Origin of the sequence: Spirillospora sp. NPDC048819, from assembly GCF_040650055.1 — a bacterium.
In the GTDB taxonomy this organism is placed as follows: domain Bacteria; phylum Actinomycetota; class Actinomycetes; order Streptosporangiales; family Streptosporangiaceae; genus Spirillospora.
Genome location: NZ_JBEZGN010000006.1, coordinates 243854 through 258606, shown reverse-complemented (window position 1 = coordinate 258606; position 14753 = coordinate 243854). Strand labels below are relative to the sequence as shown.

Genomic DNA, 14753 nt, shown 5'->3' with positions numbered 1-14753 from the left:
TACCTTTTAGTAAGGCTACCGCCTGGTAACCCGGCCGATGAGAAGCGCGGCCGACCCGGACACCAGGAACGACAGCAGCGAGGCGCTCATCCAGCTCTGCGGGACGAAATGCACGGCGTCCCGGACGTCCGTCCAGAAGCCCGCCCAGGCGTCCACGGTGCCGGGGTTGATGAGCTGGTAGACGACGAACCCGGCCGTCCAGGCGCCGATCATCCCCCAGCGGGACGGCGCCGTCCGCGACACGTCCCACCCGTCGAGATGCCCGGCGCCCCCCGCCGCGCGGGCCCGGCGGTGCTGCCCGAGGAAGAAGTCGGCGGCCAGGACGCCGAGCATCGGCACGAACACCGACCCGATCAGCGACAGGAACCCTGCGTAGTCGCCGATGTCCAGGACCAGCGCGAGAACCGTGATCGTGATGCCGAGCCCGATGCTCAGCACACGGCGGTCGGCGCGCGGCGCGAGGTTCTGGATGGACACGGCGGTCGAATAGGTGTCTGCGAACGACTGGTCCGCCTCCCGCAGCACGAACACCGCGAAGAAGACCACGCCGAGCGTGGCGCCCAGGAACGGGTCGAAGACGTTCTCGGTGTTGCCCGCGACCAGCGCCAGCGCCAGCAGGCCGAGAACATAGGCGACGATCTGCGTGACCGAGTAGCCGACCGCCGCGGCGCCGAACGCCGCGCGCTCCGTCCGCGAGTGCCGGGTGTAGTCGGCGGCGACCGGCACCCACGAGATCGACACCGCGAGCGCCGCGTCCGCGCCGATCCAGAACCCGCCCCACGACCCCTGCGACAGGTCGGGCAGCGGCTCGCGGAGGATCTGGACGTAGAAGTACACCAGCGCGATCGCCACGGCGACCGTCACGTACCGGCGCAGCAGGCGGACCGACCCCAGCGGCCAGATCGTCAGCACCGTCGTGATCAGCCCGGCGGCGACCACGTAGCCCCACCGGGGTATCCCGTCCCACAGCTGGGTCGCCGCGTCCGCGATGACGATCAGCTCGAACGTCCCCCAGCCGACGAGCTGCGCGATGTTCAGGACGGTGGGCGCGTACGACAGCTTCGCGCCGAACAGCCCGCGCAGCAGCACCATCGCCGGCTGCCCGGTGCGGGCGCCGGGGACGGCGGCGAGGCCGAGCATCAGCCCGCCCAGGATCGTGCCGACCGACATCGCAACGATGCCCGCCATGATGGACAGCGTCGGATTGCCGTCGGTGTCCGGCGCCAGGACGGTGTAGGCGCCGGAGAAGGCCAGCAGGCTGACCCCGAGGTTCGCCCAGAAGGCGCCCTGGTCCCAGAACCCCAGAACCTTGGGGGCGGGTTCTTCGAGAGTGAAGGGGACTTCGTTCGGACGCTTGACGTCGGACGTCACGGAGCACACTCCCTACGCCGGCATTACCCGGACAGGTTCATGCGGTCGGCGACGCCTCGAAGGCCGCCCTCTCAGCCCGGCTTTGGCCCGAGCTCCCGCGGACATGGATCGGCACACGTTCGGCCGACCCGGTGGTCAGCCCAGATCGTACAAGGACCCGGCTTCCACCAATAGGGTGCAGATCACCTCAGAAGAACAGATCACGCCACGTACGGGGGACCGTCGCCGCCGCCTTCCATCGGACGTCCCGCCTCCGCCCAGCCCTTCATCCCGCCGTCGACGTTCTTGGCCAGCCAGCCCGCCTGGTTGAGCGCCACGGTCACCTGCGCGGACCGGGCCCCGGACCGGCAGATCACGAAGACCTCCTGATCACGGGGTACCTCCCCGGCGCGGTCACCGAGCTGACCCATGGGGATGTGGACCGCCTCCGGCGCGTGACCCGCGTCCCACTCGTCCTGTTCCCGCACGTCCAGCAGGTACCCGTCCTGCGGAACGTCAGCGGCCACCACGGCCGGCACGTCGTCCCCGAAATTCATCACACCCCCATGGAACCGCGCGAAGTGCCCCTGCGTCGAATCACGCATGCGGTATCGGACGCTCCTGTTCGTGGCGCCCGGGCTGGCCGTGCTCCTCTCTTCGGCCGCCTGCGGCGACGAACAGGCCAACGGAAACCCCGCCGACAAGCCTTCGGGCGCGACGTCCGTGCAACCCTCCGACTCGCCGGCGGACACGCTCACCATCGAGGTCAAGGCCTCCGCGGAGGCCCCCGCCAAGACCTGGACCCTGACCTGCGAACCGCCGGGCGGCGGCCATCCCAAGGCCGCCGAAGCCTGCGCGGCCCTGGCCAAGACCAAGGACCCGTTCAAACCCGTCCCCAAAGACCAGATGTGCACCAAGATCTACGGCGGCCCCGCGGTCGCCACGGTCAAGGGCACCTGGCACGGCAAGGAGATCGACACCACGTTCACCCGCAAGGACGGCTGCCAGCTCCACCGCTGGACCCAAGTGGCCCCGCTCTTCGGCAACGTCCCCAAGGTCCGCTGAACGAGCCCTCCCCGTTCCGGCTCCGTTCCCGATCCATCAGGCACATCAGGCCCCGGCGTCCCGCCGGGGCCTGATGTGCTCTCGGACGGCGGCGCGGCGAACGAGCGCGCAGATCACAGGACTCTGTTCCGATAGGAGTAATGCCGTTCCATAAAATCGGCGGCCTGGCTACGATCGGAACGACTTTCCCATGCGTGGAACGGAGGCGTGAACGTCCGGATCCCCGGACCGGCTCCCCGCTCCGCCTCCCTCATCCCCCTGCCCCACTGAGGAGTCACGAATGTCCCGACGCTCGTTCCTGGCCCTGGGAGCGACCGCTCTCGCCCTGGCGGTCTACGCGGTTCCCGGAGCCGCCTCCGCCGATCCCCGCTTCGCCCCCACCGATCCCGGCCCTCTCTACACTCGGATCACGGACCAGGACACGCGCATCAGCCTGCAAACCCTGGGCCGCCCCGACGGCAAGGACATGCTGTACCGGATCTCGGGCTCCGTGTACGTCAACGCCCCCGGCGACACCGTCCCCGAGTTGAGGCACGGCACGAAGCTGTTCGGCATCGAGGGCTACAACATCCGCCGCCTCTACCGCGAACCGGGCACCGACAAGCTGCACCTGCTCACCCGCGAGATCGTCTTCTACACCGACCCGGACGACCCCACGAAGATCCTGCACCAGTGGCAGAACCCCCTGAACGGCCGCACCTACCCCGTCGTCCCGGTCAACAACGACGCGGTGAACCAGGGCCCGTTCACCGTCACGCCCGGCTTCCGGATGCCCATGAGCGGCAAGGTCCACGACAACCTGGTGTCCACGGCCGACATCCCGCCGCGCTACAGCATCAAGAACATCACCGGCGACGACTTCGGACTCCGCGACGGGATGTACGCCTCCTGGGAGATGTTCGACTTCTACGTGGACGGCAAGGAGGCCCGCCGGCGTTCCCAGGGCCTGCCCAAGGGCGCGATGGAGGTCACCAACTCCTGGACCCGCACCGGCCCGTTCGTCCCGTGGACATGCGTCGCCGAGAAGGACACCGACGCCCAGCTCGTGTACCACGCCCGCAGTTGGACGCTGGACTCGTTCAAGGACCTGGAGCCCTGGCTGAAGAAGACCATCAGCGAGGACTACCCGCTTTATAAGACCAGCCCCAAGGCACCCGGCCCGAACGAGACGTCCTGGACCTCCTTCTTCCACAAGCAGCTCCGGAACGGTGAGCTGACCTGGTCACAGTGGTGCGACCAGAACGGCCGGTAACACGGCGGTCGGTCGTCAGGCCCCGGCGACCCGCCGGGGCCTGACGTCTGCGTGGCGTCAAGCCCAGGGGCGGGGGAAGGTGTCGCCGTCCAGCCGGTCGCCCACGGCAAGGCCGAGAGGGTCGGTCACGACGTGCTCGGCTCCGCTGTAACGGGTCGCCTCGTCCATGTAGATGACGACGTGCGCGAGCCGGGCCCGGTCGGTGCGGTTGGGCAGCGCCATGTGACCGGTATAGCCGCTGTGGAAGGTGCAGTCGCCGGCGCGGAGCGGCACGGTGACGCGGGGGATCCAGCGCAAGGACGGGTCCACCGCGAACAGGTCGTCCTCGTGGTGGAGGTCCTGCGGGCGCAGGCCGGTGCGATCCTGGGTTCCGGGCAGGAAGGTCATGCAGCCTCGTTCGGGCGGAACGTCGACAAGCGCCACCCACGCCGACAGCGGGAGCCGGTCGCCTGCATGAGGCCAGTAGGGGCGGTCCTGGTGAAACTCCGTGGCGGCGTTGTTGTGCGGCTCCTTGACCAGCATCTGGTCGTGCCAGAGCCGCAGCGGGAACCCGGCGAGCTGTTCGGCGATCCGGCCGAGCCGCCGGTCGAAGGTGAGCTCCCGCAGCGTCCGATCCCGCCGCCAGACGTTGACCAGCTGGCTGAAGACGCCCTGCTGCTCCAGACTCTCCGCGCGATGCGCCTCCAGGAACCCCTCGGCGCCGCCCCGGAAACGCTCGACCTGCTCCGGCCCGAGGACACCGCGCACTCGAACGAAACCGGATTCCCGGTAGGCCGCGACGAGCTCGTCCGGCACCCGGCCGTCGGCGCCGATGTCGCTCTGGGACGAGCCGGTCGTCATCGTTGTCATCACTGACCTCCAAGGTTCTCGCCGCTGTGATGCACCTCAGCGTCGCCGTGACGCGCCGCTCCGGGCTAGGCCGATCCCGGCGGGTAGTCGTACGATCCCGACATGGCCGCCACCCTGCACGAGCACGCGCTGTTCGCCGAGGGCCCGGTCATGGGCGGCGTCCACCGCCTGGACGCCGGCATCGAGCCGCACGCGCATGACTTCCTCGAGATCGCGGTGATCGGAGCCGGTCGCGGCCGGCACATGACCAGCCGGGGCGAGCACGCGTTGCAGCGCGGCCAGGTCATCGTGCTCCGTCCCGGCGCCTGGCACGGGTTCCGGGACTGCGCCGACCTGACCGTGGCCAACTGCTGCGTTTCCGCCCAGGCGCTTCAAGCCGAACTGGCGGCGCTGTACGACATCCCGATGCTGCGCCGGATGCTGTGGACCGACCCGGTGGCCTCCGGCACGCACGGCGTGGCGGTCACGTCCGTCGATCCGGCCGCCGCCGAGGAGGCCATCGCGGAGATCGTCCTGCTCGAACGCGGCCTCGGGGCCGGCCGGAGCGGGCCGGGCCGCGTGCTGGGACGGCTGGTCACGGTGCTCGGCATCCTGGCCGACGGCCGCGGCCCCGGACGGGAGGAATCCGCCGTCCACCCCGCCGTCGCCGCCACCATCGCCCGGCTGGAGGAAGCACCCGCCGATCCGTGGCGGCTGGATGACCTCGCGCAGGCGGTCAACCTGGATCCCGCCTATCTCGGCAGGCTGTTCGTCCGGCACGTCGGGTTGACGCCACTGGCCTTCCTGGCCCGGCTGCGGGCCGAGCGCGCCGCCACCCTGCTCGCCCACTCGGCCCTGCCGGCGGCCCGGGTCGGCGCCGCCGTCGGCTGGGCCGACCCGACCTACTTCGCCCGCCGCTTCCGAACCCTGGTCGGCCTGACCCCCACCGAGTACCGACGCCGCAGCCGCTCCGCCGCCCATCCCACCGAATCAGGCGACCTGTAGGGCGAACTTCCGGCACGCGGCGGTATCGGGTTCTCATGTTAATGCCCAAGCCAGATATGTGTTTGCGCAAACATTCTCCCCTTGGCGACCTGCCGGCACCCATTCGAAGGGAGCGCTTCGCACGCCAGGCCTCCTAGGGCACGCGCCTCAAAGTCCGTGGTTCATGGTCTTGACAGGACCTATGTTATCGCTCACATTATCCAACGATACGACCCTGGCTTCGTCGTCTGCGGAAAGGATCGCCGCCTTGATCACCCGCCGGAGAGCCTTGACACTGCTCATCAGCGCATCCACCGCGGGCGCGGCCATCGTGGTCAGCGGTCCGCCGGCCGCGTCGGCGGCCTACGGCGCCTACGTCATGGCGTACTTCACCGAGACGCCCCAGATGGCGGGAGCGAACTACGGATTGCACCTCGCGGTCAGCCGGGACGGTCTCAACTGGACGCCGCTGAACGGCAATGCCCCGGTGGCCACGCCGACGGCGGGCACGCGGGGGCTTCGCGATCCCTTCGTGTACCGCAAGCAGGACGGCACGTTCGTCGTACTGGCCACCGACCTCTACGGCACCGACTTCTCGCAGGACAACCAGTACCTGCACGCATGGGATTCCACGGACCTGACGAGTTTCACCGGGTACCGCCGGATCAGGATGCACTCGTTGAGCACCCATACCTGGGCGCCGACGGCGTTCTGGGACGCCTCCCGCGGGCAGTACGGCATCGTCTACTCCGCCAACAACGGCGGCGACGTGCTGATGGTGAACTACACGACCGACTTCCGCTCGGTGAGCGCGCCCCAGGTCTTCTTCAGCCCCGGCTCCGGCGTTCTGGACGGGGACGTCGTGGTGGACGGGGGCACGACGTACCTGTACTACAAGAACCTGTCCAATGGGCTTCTCTACGGGGCGAGGTCATCGACCGGAGCGCCCGGCAGTTTCACCACCTACACCGGCGGGCTGAGGCAGGGAAACGCGATCGAGGCACCGTTGCTGGTCAAGAGCAACGACGGCGGGTGGCGCTTGTGGGGCGACTCGTTCAGCCCCGTCAACAACGACTACTACGCCTGGTCCGCCCCGGACATCGGCAGCGGGGCCTGGACGGCAATGAACCAGCGCGACTACACCCCGCCGCTGAACTCCAAGCACGGCTCGATCACCGGAATCACCGCCGCCGAGTACGACGCCCTGGTCGCCCGCTGGGGCCTACCTGACTGGGTTCGGCTGAAGTCGTCCAACTACCCGGACCGCTACGTCCGGCATGCGAACTACGTCGGGCGGCTCGACGCGTACCCGTTCGACCCGTACCAGGACCAGATGTGGCGGATGGCGCCCGGACTGGCCGATCCGGCCGGCGTGTCGTTCGAGTCGGTGAACCGTCCCGGCCATTACCTGCGGCACAGCGGCTTCGAGGTCCGGCTCGACCAGAACGACGGCACGGCGACGTTCCGCGCCGACGCCACCTTCCACCGCACCGCGGGTCTCGCCGACGCCGGCTGGTCGTCGTTCCGCTCCCACAACTACCCGGCGCGCTACCTCCGGCATTCCGGTTTCGTGCTGCGGATCGACCCGGTCAGCGCCTCGTCGAGCGCCACCGACCGGCAGGACGCGACGTTCCGGGTCACTCCCTGACCACCCCGCCCGGCGCGGTCCCTCCCCGCGCCGGGCGGGCCTCCCCGCACCCCAGCTGAACGATCTTGGAGTCAAGTCATGCCGTCCCCGCATCTGAGCCGCCGCCGCCTGCTGCAGGCCGCGGGCATCGCCGTCGTCGCGCCCGCCGTGCCCGCCGCCGCCGGGGGCATCGCCGTGGCCGCGGTGCCGCCCGCCCGCGACGACATCGGCGTCTCGGCCCATCCGTTCGAGTTCGGTCAGGTCCGCCTGACCGCCGGCCGCTGGCTGGACAACCAGAACCGCACGCTGGCGTACCTGCGTTTCGTCGACGTCGACCGGTTGCTGTTCAGCTTCCGCGCGAACCACCGGCTGTCCACGCAGGGGGCGACGCCGTGCGGAGGGTGGGAGGGGCCCAACTTCGAGTTCCGGAGCCACAGCCAGGGTCACTTCCTCACCGCCTGGGCGCAGGCGTGGGCGGTACTGGGGGACACCACCTGCCGGGACAAGGCGAACCACATGGTCGCCGAGCTGGCCAAGTGCCAGGCGAACAACGCCGTCGCGGGGTTCAACACCGGTTACCTGTCCGGGTTCCCCGAATCCGACCTCGACACCGTGGAAACGGGCGCGCGCAAGGGCGTGCCGTACTACTGCCTCCACAAGACCCTGGCGGGCCTCCTGGACGTGTGGCGGTACATCGGCAGCACGCAGGCGCGGGACGTACTGCTGCGGTTCGCCGGGTGGGTCGACTGGCGGACCGGCCGGCTGACGTACGACCAGATGCAGACCACGCTGAGGATCGAGTTCGGCGGCATGAACGCCGTCCTGACCGACCTGTACCAGCAGACCGGCGACGCCCGCTGGCTCACGGTGGCGCGGCGGTTCGACCACGCCGCCGTCTTCGATCCGCTGGCGGACGGCACGGACCGGCTCAACGGCCTGCACGCCAACACGCAGGTCCCCAAGTGGGTGGGGGCCGCCCGGGAGTTCAAGGCCACCGGCACCACCCGCTACCGCGACATCGCCACCAACGCCTGGAACATCACCGTCGACGCGCACACCTACGCGATCGGCGGCAACAGCCAGGCGGAGCACTTCCGGGCGCCGCACGCCATCGCCTCGTACCTGAAAAGCGACACGGCCGAGGCGTGCAACACCTACAACATGCTCAAGCTGACCCGGGAGCTGTGGCTGCTGGACCCGGACCAGGCCGCGTACTTCGACTTCTACGAGGGCGCGCTGCTCAACCACCTCATCGGCCAGCAGAACCCCGCCAGCGGCCACGGCCACGTCTGCTACTTCACCGGCCTCAACCCGGGCGGCCGCCGAGGCCAGACCGGGCCGGTGGTCGGCGGGGGCAGCTTCAGCACCGACTACGGCACGTTCTGGTGCTGTCAGGGGACGGCCCTGGAGACCAACACGAAACTGATGGACTCCATCTACTTCCACAACGGCACCACGCTGACGGTGAACCTGTTCACCCCGTCGGTGCTCAACTGGTCGCAGCGCGGGATCACCGTCACCCAGACCACGAGCTACCCGGCGAGCGACACCACCACCCTGACCGTCACCGGCGACGTCGGCGGAACGTGGACGATGCGCATCCGCATCCCGGCCTGGACCAGCGGGGCGACCATCAGCGTCAACGGCACGGCACAGAACATCGCCACGACCCCGGGCCACTACGCCACCCTGACCCGGTCCTGGACGTCCGGCGACCGGGTCACCGTCCGCTTGCCCATGCGGGTGATCATGCGCGCCGCCAACGACGACGCCGGTGTCGCCGCGATCATCTATGGCCCGGCGGTCCTGTCGGGCAACTACGGCAACACCGCGCTCAACACCCTCCCGGCACTGGACGCAGCGTCGATCACCCGCACCGACCCGAACGCGCTGACCTTCTCCGCCACCGCCAACGGCTCCCAGGTGGGCCTCATCCCGTTCTTTGACGCGCACGGCCACAACTACACCGTGTACTGGCGAACCTCCGGCGGAGGTGAGGCCGTCCCGAGCTACCGGCTGTTCAACGCCGCCAGCGGCCTGGTCCTCGGCGTGAGGGACATGTCCTCGGCCGACGGTGCCCTGGCCCTGCAGTGGGGCGACACCGGCACCCCGGACCACGACTGGGAAATGCCCGTCGACGGCGACGCCGTGAAGTTCCGCAACGTCAACAGCGGCAAGGTCCTCGGCGTCGAGAACATGTCGACGGCGGACGGCGCCCGCGTCCTGCAGTGGTCCGACACCGGCACGGCGGACCATCGCTGGACGGTCATCGACGCGGGTGACGGCACCCACAAGATCCGCAACGCCAACAGCGGCAAACTGCTGGCGATCCTCGACGGCTCGACGGCCGCCGGCGCCCAGGCCGTCCAGGACTCCGACAACGGGACCGCGGACAACCGATGGTGGTTCGTGCCCAACGGGACCCGACGCATCCAGAACCTGGCCACCGGTCTCGTCCTAGGCGTGCAGGACATGTCAACGTCGGACGGCGGCCTGGTCGTCCAGTGGGACGACAACGGAACGCCCGATCACCTCTGGTCCGCCGTCCTCGACACCGACGGTCACGTCCGCTTCCGCAATGCCCACAGCGGCAAGGTCCTGGGCGTCGAGAACATGGCGAACGCCAACGGCGCCCGCGTCCTGCAGTGGACGGACAACGGCACCGACGACCACCGCTGGCGGCTGCGCCACACCACGAGCGGCCACTTCCGCATCCAGTGCGCCAACGGCGGCCGGGTCCTGGGCGTCAGCGGCGCCTCCCCCACCCGCGGCGCTCAGATCGTCATCTGGGACGACAACGGCACCAACGACCACCTCTGGCACTTCCTCTAGACCTCATTTGAGGAGGCGGGACATGCGGCGGTCGGCGAGGGGTTTGCCGCCCGTCTGGCAGGTGGGGCAGTACTGGAGGGACGAGTCGGCGAACGAGACCTCGCGGATGGTGTCGCCGCAGACGGGGCATTTCTGGCCGGTGCGGGCATGGACGCGCAGGCCGGTCTTCTTCTCGCCCTTGAGGTCCTGGGCTTCGAGGCCGCGTGAGCGTTCCACCGCGTCCCGCAGGGTGGCGACGATCGCCTCGTGCAGGGTGGCGACGTCGTCCTCGGTCAGGGACGCGGCGATCTTGAACGGGGACATCTTCGCGACGTGCAGGACCTCGTCGGAGTAGGCGTTGCCGATTCCGGCGATCACCTTCTGATCGCGCAGCAGGCCCTTGATCTGGGTGCGTTTGCCGTTGACGATCGCGGCGAGGGCCTCGGGGGTGAACGCGTCGACCAGCGGGTCGGGGCCGAGCGAGGCGACGCCCGGCACGTCGGCGGGGTCGCGGACGACGTAGACGGCGAGGCCCTTCTTCGTGCCGGCCTCCGTCAGGTCGAAGCCGGAGCCGTCGTCCAGGTGGACGCGCAGAGCAAGGGGGTTCTTGCCGCCGGGACGGACGGGCCTGGACGGGATCTCGTCCCGCCAGCGCAGCCAGCCGGCGCGGGCCAGGTGGATCACCAGGTGCAGGCCGTCGACGTCCAGGTCGAGGAACTTGCCGTGCCGGGACGCGCCGGTGACGGTCAGCCCGCCCAGCGAGGTCACCGGCGGGTCGTAGGTCTTCAGCGCGGAGATGGCGAGAACATCGATCCGGGCGACGGCATGGCCGACCACGCGCTCCCGCAGGAAGCCCGCCAGCGCCTCGACCTCTGGTAGCTCAGGCATGGCTTCAGTATCGGCGATGAAGTCGTCCACAGGGCTGTGGAAGGCTGTGGAAAAGTTTGTGCACAACTTCGGATCCGCTTGCATGTACGGCTTTTCCGGGGTCGATACCTCAATGAATCCGGGCAAAGCGCTACGAGGGGGGTCGGGGCGGCGGTCACCCAGGGTGTGGATAACTTCGCTGTAACGACCCCCGGGTAACCGCCTCGGGGAGCCTGCGCGGGTGATTCGCCGGCCGGGTTCACGGGGTGTGACCTGGATCTCGAAATAACCCCTAGGGGGTAGGGGTTGATCCGGGCGATCGGTTATGGCAGCATGAGGTTCACGAGATACCCCCCAGGGGTAATAAGCGAGGGAGACGCCAGATGAGCACCGCCACCTACACCGTCACCGGGATGACCTGCGGCCACTGCGTCAGCTCGGTCACCGAGGAGGTCGAGCAGATCGCCGGCGTGACCGGCGTCGACGTCGACCTGCCGACCGGCCGGGTGACCGTGACGAGCGACGCGCCCCTCGACGACGCCCTGGTCAAGGACGCCGTCGAAGAGGCCGGTTACGAACTGAAGTCATGAGCGGAGCGCATCCCGCGTCCAGGCGGGGTGCGTCCCAGAGGATCGAGCGGAGTGGATCGGCATGAACAGCGCGACCAAAGTGGGAGCCTACGCCGTAGGCCTGGCCGTGGTCTTCGGGGGAGCCGCCGGGATCGGCAAGGTCGTCGGGCCCGTCGGGGCCACGGCCGAGACGGCGTCCCATGAAGGCGCGGGGCACGGCGGCGAAGGCGGGGGGCACGGCGCCGCGGCGTCCCATGCGCCCGGCGGGCTGCAGGTTTCCGAGGACGGCTACACGCTCGTCCCGCGCAAGACGACGCTGACGCCCGGCAAGCGGACCGACTTCCGGTTCACCGTCAACGGGCCGGACGGCAAGCCCGTCACCGGGTTCAAGCCCCTGCACGGCAAGCGCCTCCACCTGATCGTCGCGCGGCGTGACCTGTCGGGGTTCCAGCACCTGCACCCGACCGAGGCCGGGGGCGGCGTCTGGACGGTGCCGATCACGCTGCCCAAGGCGGGCGTGTACCGGTTCTTCACCGACATCCACCCGGAAGGTGCGCCGCGCCAGCTGACGCTGGGAACCGACATCTTCGCCCCGGGCGACCTGCGGCCCGCGCCGCTGCCGAAGCCCGAGAGGATCGCGAAGGTGGACGGATACGAGGTGAGCCTGTCCGGTGGCCTCACTCCCGGCAAGTCCACTGAACTCACCCTTTCGGTGAGCAAGGACGGCAAGCCGGTCACCGACCTGCAGCCGTACCTGGAGGCGTACGGCCACCTGGTGGCGCTGCGCCAGGGCGACCTCGCCTACCTCCACGTCCACCCGGACGGCGAGCCCGGCGACGGCGAGACGAAGCCGGGGCCCGGCATCACGTTCTTCGCCGAGGCGCCCAGCACCGGCGCATACCGTCTGTACCTGGACTTCAAGCACGACGGCAAGGTCCGGACGGCCGAGTTCACCGTGCACGCCGGCGACGCCGCGGTGCCCGTCCAGGAGACCGGGGACGAGCCCGGCCACGATGACCGGCCCCACACGCACTGACCGCACGATCGAGGCAGAGGAGGAGCGATGAGCACGGACATCGAGTCCGGGCGTGTCGAGCTGGCGATCGGCGGGATGACGTGCGCGTCGTGCGCCAACCGCATCGAGCGGAAGCTCAACAAGCTGGACGGCGTGACCGCGACGGTCAACTACGCCACCGAGAAGGCCAGCGTCGAGTTCCCCGCGGGGGTGTCGACGGACGAGCTGATCGCCACGGTCGCGAAGGCCGGGTACTCCGCCGAGCTCCCTGCCCCGCCGAGGTCCGAGGGAGACCAGGCGCCGGAGCCGGACGACGGGCTGCGCCCGCTGCGGCAGCGGCTGATCACCTCGGTCCTCCTGTCGGTCCCGGTCATCGCGATGGCGATGATCCCGGCGCTGCAGTTCGAGGCGTGGCAGTGGCTGTCGCTGACGCTGGCCGCCCCGGTCGTCGTGTACGCGGGATGGCCGTTCCACAAGGCCGCGGCGATCAACCTGCGGCACGGTGCGGCGACCATGGACACGCTGATCTCGGTCGGCACGATCGCCGCGTTCGGCTGGTCGCTGTGGGCGCTGTTCTTCGGCACGGCCGGTGAGCTGGGCATCAAGCACGGCTTCGAGTTCTCGATGACCCGCTCGGACGGGTCGATGAACATCTACCTGGAGGCCGCGGCCGGCGTCACCATGTTCATCCTGGCCGGACGGTACTTCGAGACCCGGTCCAAGCGCCGCGCCGGCGCCGCCCTCCGCGCCCTGCTGGAGATGGGCGCCAAGGACGTCGCGGTCATCCGGGACGGACGCGAGGAGCGCATCCCGGTCGACAGTCTCTCCGTGGGCGACGTGTTCGTCGTCCGCCCCGGCGAGAAGATCGCCACCGACGGGACGGTCGAGGAGGGCTCGTCCGCCGTGGACGCGTCCATGCTGACCGGCGAGTCGGTCCCGGTGGAGGTCGCGCCGGGCGACGGCGTCGTCGGCGCCACCGTGAACGCGGGCGGGCGGCTGCTGGTCAGGGCCACCCGCGTCGGTTCCGACACCCAGCTCGCGCAGATGGCCCGGCTCGTCGAGGAGGCGCAGACGGGCAAGGCGCAGGCGCAGCGGCTCGCCGACCGGATCTCCGGGATCTTCGTCCCGGTGGTGATCGCGCTGGCGCTCGGCACGCTCGGCTTCTGGATCGGGGCCGACGCCGGCCTCACCGCCGCGTTCACCGCCGCGGTCGCCGTGCTGATCATCGCCTGCCCGTGCGCCCTCGGCCTCGCGACCCCGACCGCACTCATGGTCGGGACGGGACGCGGCGCCCAACTCGGCATCCTGATCAAGGGCCCCGAGGTGCTGGAGTCCACCCGGAAGGTCGACACGATCGTCCTGGACAAGACCGGCACCGTCACGACGGGACGCATGGCCCTGGTCGGCGTCGTCACCGCCGACGGCGTGTTGGAGGACGACGTCCTGCGGCTGGCGGGGGCGCTGGAGAACGCGTCCGAGCACCCCATCGCGCAGGCCATCGCCAAGGGCGCTACCGAACGGGTCGGTGACCTCGGCACGGTCGAGGACTTCGCCAACATCGAGGGGCTCGGCGTCCAGGGAGTCGTGGACGGCCGCGGTGTCATCGCCGGCCGGCCGCAGCTCCTCGCCGAATGGTCACAGCACCTCACTCCCGCCCTGGAAGACGCCATGGAGAAGGCCCAGGCGCTCGGCCACACCGCCGTCGCGGTCGGCTGGGACGGTGAGGCCCGCGCCGTGATCACCGTCGCGGACCAGGTCAAGCCGACCTCGCGGGAGGCGATCGAGCAGCTCAGGTCGCTGGGGCTGCGCCCGGTGCTGCTGACCGGCGACAACGCGACGGTGGCCCGCACGGTCGCGGACGCGGTCGGGATCGACGAGGTGATCGCCGAGGTCCTGCCGCAGGACAAGGTCGACGTCGTCAAGCGCCTCCAGTCGGAAGGCCGGACGGTCGCGATGGTCGGCGACGGCGTCAACGACGCGGCCGCGCTCGCCCAGGCCGACCTGGGTCTCGCGATGGGGACGGGCACGGACGTCGCGATCGAGGCGTCCGACCTGACCCTCGTCCGCGGGGACCTGCGGGCCGCCGCCGACGCGATCCGGCTGTCCCGCCGCACGCTCGGCACGATCAAGGGCAACCTGTTCTGGGCGTTCGCCTACAACGTGGCTGCCATCCCGCTGGCGGCGGCCGGGCTGCTCGTCCCGATGATCGCGGGTGGCGCGATGGCGTTCTCCTCGGTGTTCGTGGTCAGCAACAGCCTGCGGCTGCGCCGCTTCAAGGCGCTGAACGCGGACCGCGGCGAGCCCGTCCCGCCGCCCGTCGAGCCCAGCCGGGAGGAGCTGTCGGCAGCCCGTTGACCGATGCACGAAGCGCGCGGTCCCGCAGAG

General features: G+C 69.9%; 12 protein-coding genes and 1 riboswitch. Of the genes, 8 read left to right on the top strand and 4 right to left on the bottom strand.

Translation table 11 applies throughout. The features are described 5' to 3' along the window. Nucleotides 1-15: 15 nt before the first annotated feature. Both AB0C35_RS11980 and AB0C35_RS11975 read right to left on the bottom strand, forming a co-directional pair. A complete protein-coding gene (locus AB0C35_RS11980) occupies nucleotides 16-1371 on the bottom strand; it encodes a cytosine permease (protein WP_358453586.1) in 1356 nt (451 codons plus the stop codon). Then, a riboswitch (TPP riboswitch) is annotated at nucleotides 1364-1480 on the bottom strand. Its footprint overlaps the gene before it by 8 nt. A 91-nt stretch (nucleotides 1481-1571) precedes the next feature. After that, a complete protein-coding gene (locus AB0C35_RS11975) occupies nucleotides 1572-1907 on the bottom strand; it encodes a rhodanese-like domain-containing protein (RefSeq protein ID WP_358453583.1) in 336 nt (111 codons plus the stop codon). 46 nt (nucleotides 1908-1953) lie between these two features. Between AB0C35_RS11975 and AB0C35_RS11970 the strand changes: the two genes are divergently transcribed. Together AB0C35_RS11970 and AB0C35_RS11965 are read left to right on the top strand one after the other, a co-directional pair. Beyond that, nucleotides 1954-2415 carry an SSI family serine proteinase inhibitor gene (locus AB0C35_RS11970; RefSeq protein WP_358453580.1) on the top strand — a complete coding sequence of 154 codons (462 nt, stop codon included), beginning with the start codon at nucleotides 1954-1956 and terminating at the stop codon, nucleotides 2413-2415. 280 nt (nucleotides 2416-2695) lie between these two features. Continuing rightward, on the top strand, nucleotides 2696-3667 hold the full coding sequence (locus tag AB0C35_RS11965) for a DUF1838 family protein (protein ID WP_358453577.1): 972 nt from the start codon (nucleotides 2696-2698) through the stop codon (nucleotides 3665-3667). Nucleotides 3668-3724: 57 nt separating this feature from the next. Here the strand turns inward: AB0C35_RS11965 and AB0C35_RS11960 are convergent, their stop codons facing one another. After that, nucleotides 3725-4516, bottom strand: coding sequence for a phytanoyl-CoA dioxygenase family protein (locus AB0C35_RS11960; protein ID WP_358453574.1), 792 nt, complete (start codon nucleotides 4514-4516; stop codon nucleotides 3725-3727). A gap of 102 nt (nucleotides 4517-4618) precedes the next feature. Between AB0C35_RS11960 and AB0C35_RS11955 the strand changes: the two genes are divergently transcribed. From AB0C35_RS11955 to AB0C35_RS11945, 3 genes are all read left to right on the top strand, one after another. Next, nucleotides 4619-5500, top strand: coding sequence for an AraC family transcriptional regulator (locus AB0C35_RS11955; RefSeq protein WP_358453572.1), 882 nt, complete (start codon nucleotides 4619-4621; stop codon nucleotides 5498-5500). A gap of 268 nt (nucleotides 5501-5768) precedes the next feature. Then, the gene (locus AB0C35_RS11950; protein ID WP_358453569.1) at nucleotides 5769-7127 is read left to right on the top strand and encodes a glycoside hydrolase family 43 protein; all 1359 of its coding nucleotides are present in this window, start codon (nucleotides 5769-5771) and stop codon (nucleotides 7125-7127) included. A gap of 78 nt (nucleotides 7128-7205) precedes the next feature. Beyond that, nucleotides 7206-9938 (top strand): beta-L-arabinofuranosidase domain-containing protein, encoded by a 2733-nt coding sequence (locus AB0C35_RS11945; RefSeq protein ID WP_358453566.1) that lies wholly within the window; start codon nucleotides 7206-7208, stop codon nucleotides 9936-9938. A 3-nt stretch (nucleotides 9939-9941) separates the two neighbouring features. Here AB0C35_RS11945 and AB0C35_RS11940 read toward each other — a convergent pair whose 3' ends face one another. Next, nucleotides 9942-10805 (bottom strand): DNA-formamidopyrimidine glycosylase family protein, encoded by an 864-nt coding sequence (locus AB0C35_RS11940; RefSeq protein WP_358453563.1) that lies wholly within the window; start codon nucleotides 10803-10805, stop codon nucleotides 9942-9944. Nucleotides 10806-11167: 362 nt separating this feature from the next. Between AB0C35_RS11940 and AB0C35_RS11935 the strand changes: the two genes are divergently transcribed. From AB0C35_RS11935 to AB0C35_RS11925, 3 genes are all read left to right on the top strand, one after another. Next, the gene (locus AB0C35_RS11935; RefSeq protein WP_358453561.1) at nucleotides 11168-11374 is read left to right on the top strand and encodes a heavy-metal-associated domain-containing protein; all 207 of its coding nucleotides are present in this window, start codon (nucleotides 11168-11170) and stop codon (nucleotides 11372-11374) included. A 61-nt stretch (nucleotides 11375-11435) separates the two neighbouring features. Next, complete coding sequence (locus AB0C35_RS11930; protein ID WP_358453558.1) at nucleotides 11436-12389, top strand: hypothetical protein; 954 nt, start codon at nucleotides 11436-11438, stop codon at nucleotides 12387-12389. A gap of 27 nt (nucleotides 12390-12416) precedes the next feature. Continuing rightward, nucleotides 12417-14723 (top strand): heavy metal translocating P-type ATPase, encoded by a 2307-nt coding sequence (locus AB0C35_RS11925; protein ID WP_358453555.1) that lies wholly within the window; start codon nucleotides 12417-12419, stop codon nucleotides 14721-14723. Nucleotides 14724-14753: the final 30 nt, after the last annotated feature.

What these genes read in the sequence shown, in the direction of transcription:
- AB0C35_RS11975 (WP_358453583.1), bottom strand. Translation starts at nt 1,907, where the DNA reads ATGAATTTCGGGGACGACGTGCCGGCCGTGGTGGCCGCTGACGTTCCG.
- AB0C35_RS11935 (WP_358453561.1), top strand. Translation starts at nt 11,168, where the DNA reads ATGAGCACCGCCACCTACACCGTCACCGGGATGACCTGCGGCCACTGC.
- AB0C35_RS11925 (WP_358453555.1), top strand. Translation starts at nt 12,417, where the DNA reads ATGAGCACGGACATCGAGTCCGGGCGTGTCGAGCTGGCGATCGGCGGG.
- AB0C35_RS11960 (WP_358453574.1), bottom strand. Translation starts at nt 4,516, where the DNA reads ATGACAACGATGACGACCGGCTCGTCCCAGAGCGACATCGGCGCCGAC.
- AB0C35_RS11970 (WP_358453580.1), top strand. Translation starts at nt 1,954, where the DNA reads ATGCGGTATCGGACGCTCCTGTTCGTGGCGCCCGGGCTGGCCGTGCTC.
- AB0C35_RS11940 (WP_358453563.1), bottom strand. Translation starts at nt 10,805, where the DNA reads ATGCCTGAGCTACCAGAGGTCGAGGCGCTGGCGGGCTTCCTGCGGGAG.
- AB0C35_RS11930 (WP_358453558.1), top strand. Translation starts at nt 11,436, where the DNA reads ATGAACAGCGCGACCAAAGTGGGAGCCTACGCCGTAGGCCTGGCCGTG.
- AB0C35_RS11965 (WP_358453577.1), top strand. Translation starts at nt 2,696, where the DNA reads ATGTCCCGACGCTCGTTCCTGGCCCTGGGAGCGACCGCTCTCGCCCTG.
- AB0C35_RS11945 (WP_358453566.1), top strand. Translation starts at nt 7,206, where the DNA reads ATGCCGTCCCCGCATCTGAGCCGCCGCCGCCTGCTGCAGGCCGCGGGC.
- AB0C35_RS11955 (WP_358453572.1), top strand. Translation starts at nt 4,619, where the DNA reads ATGGCCGCCACCCTGCACGAGCACGCGCTGTTCGCCGAGGGCCCGGTC.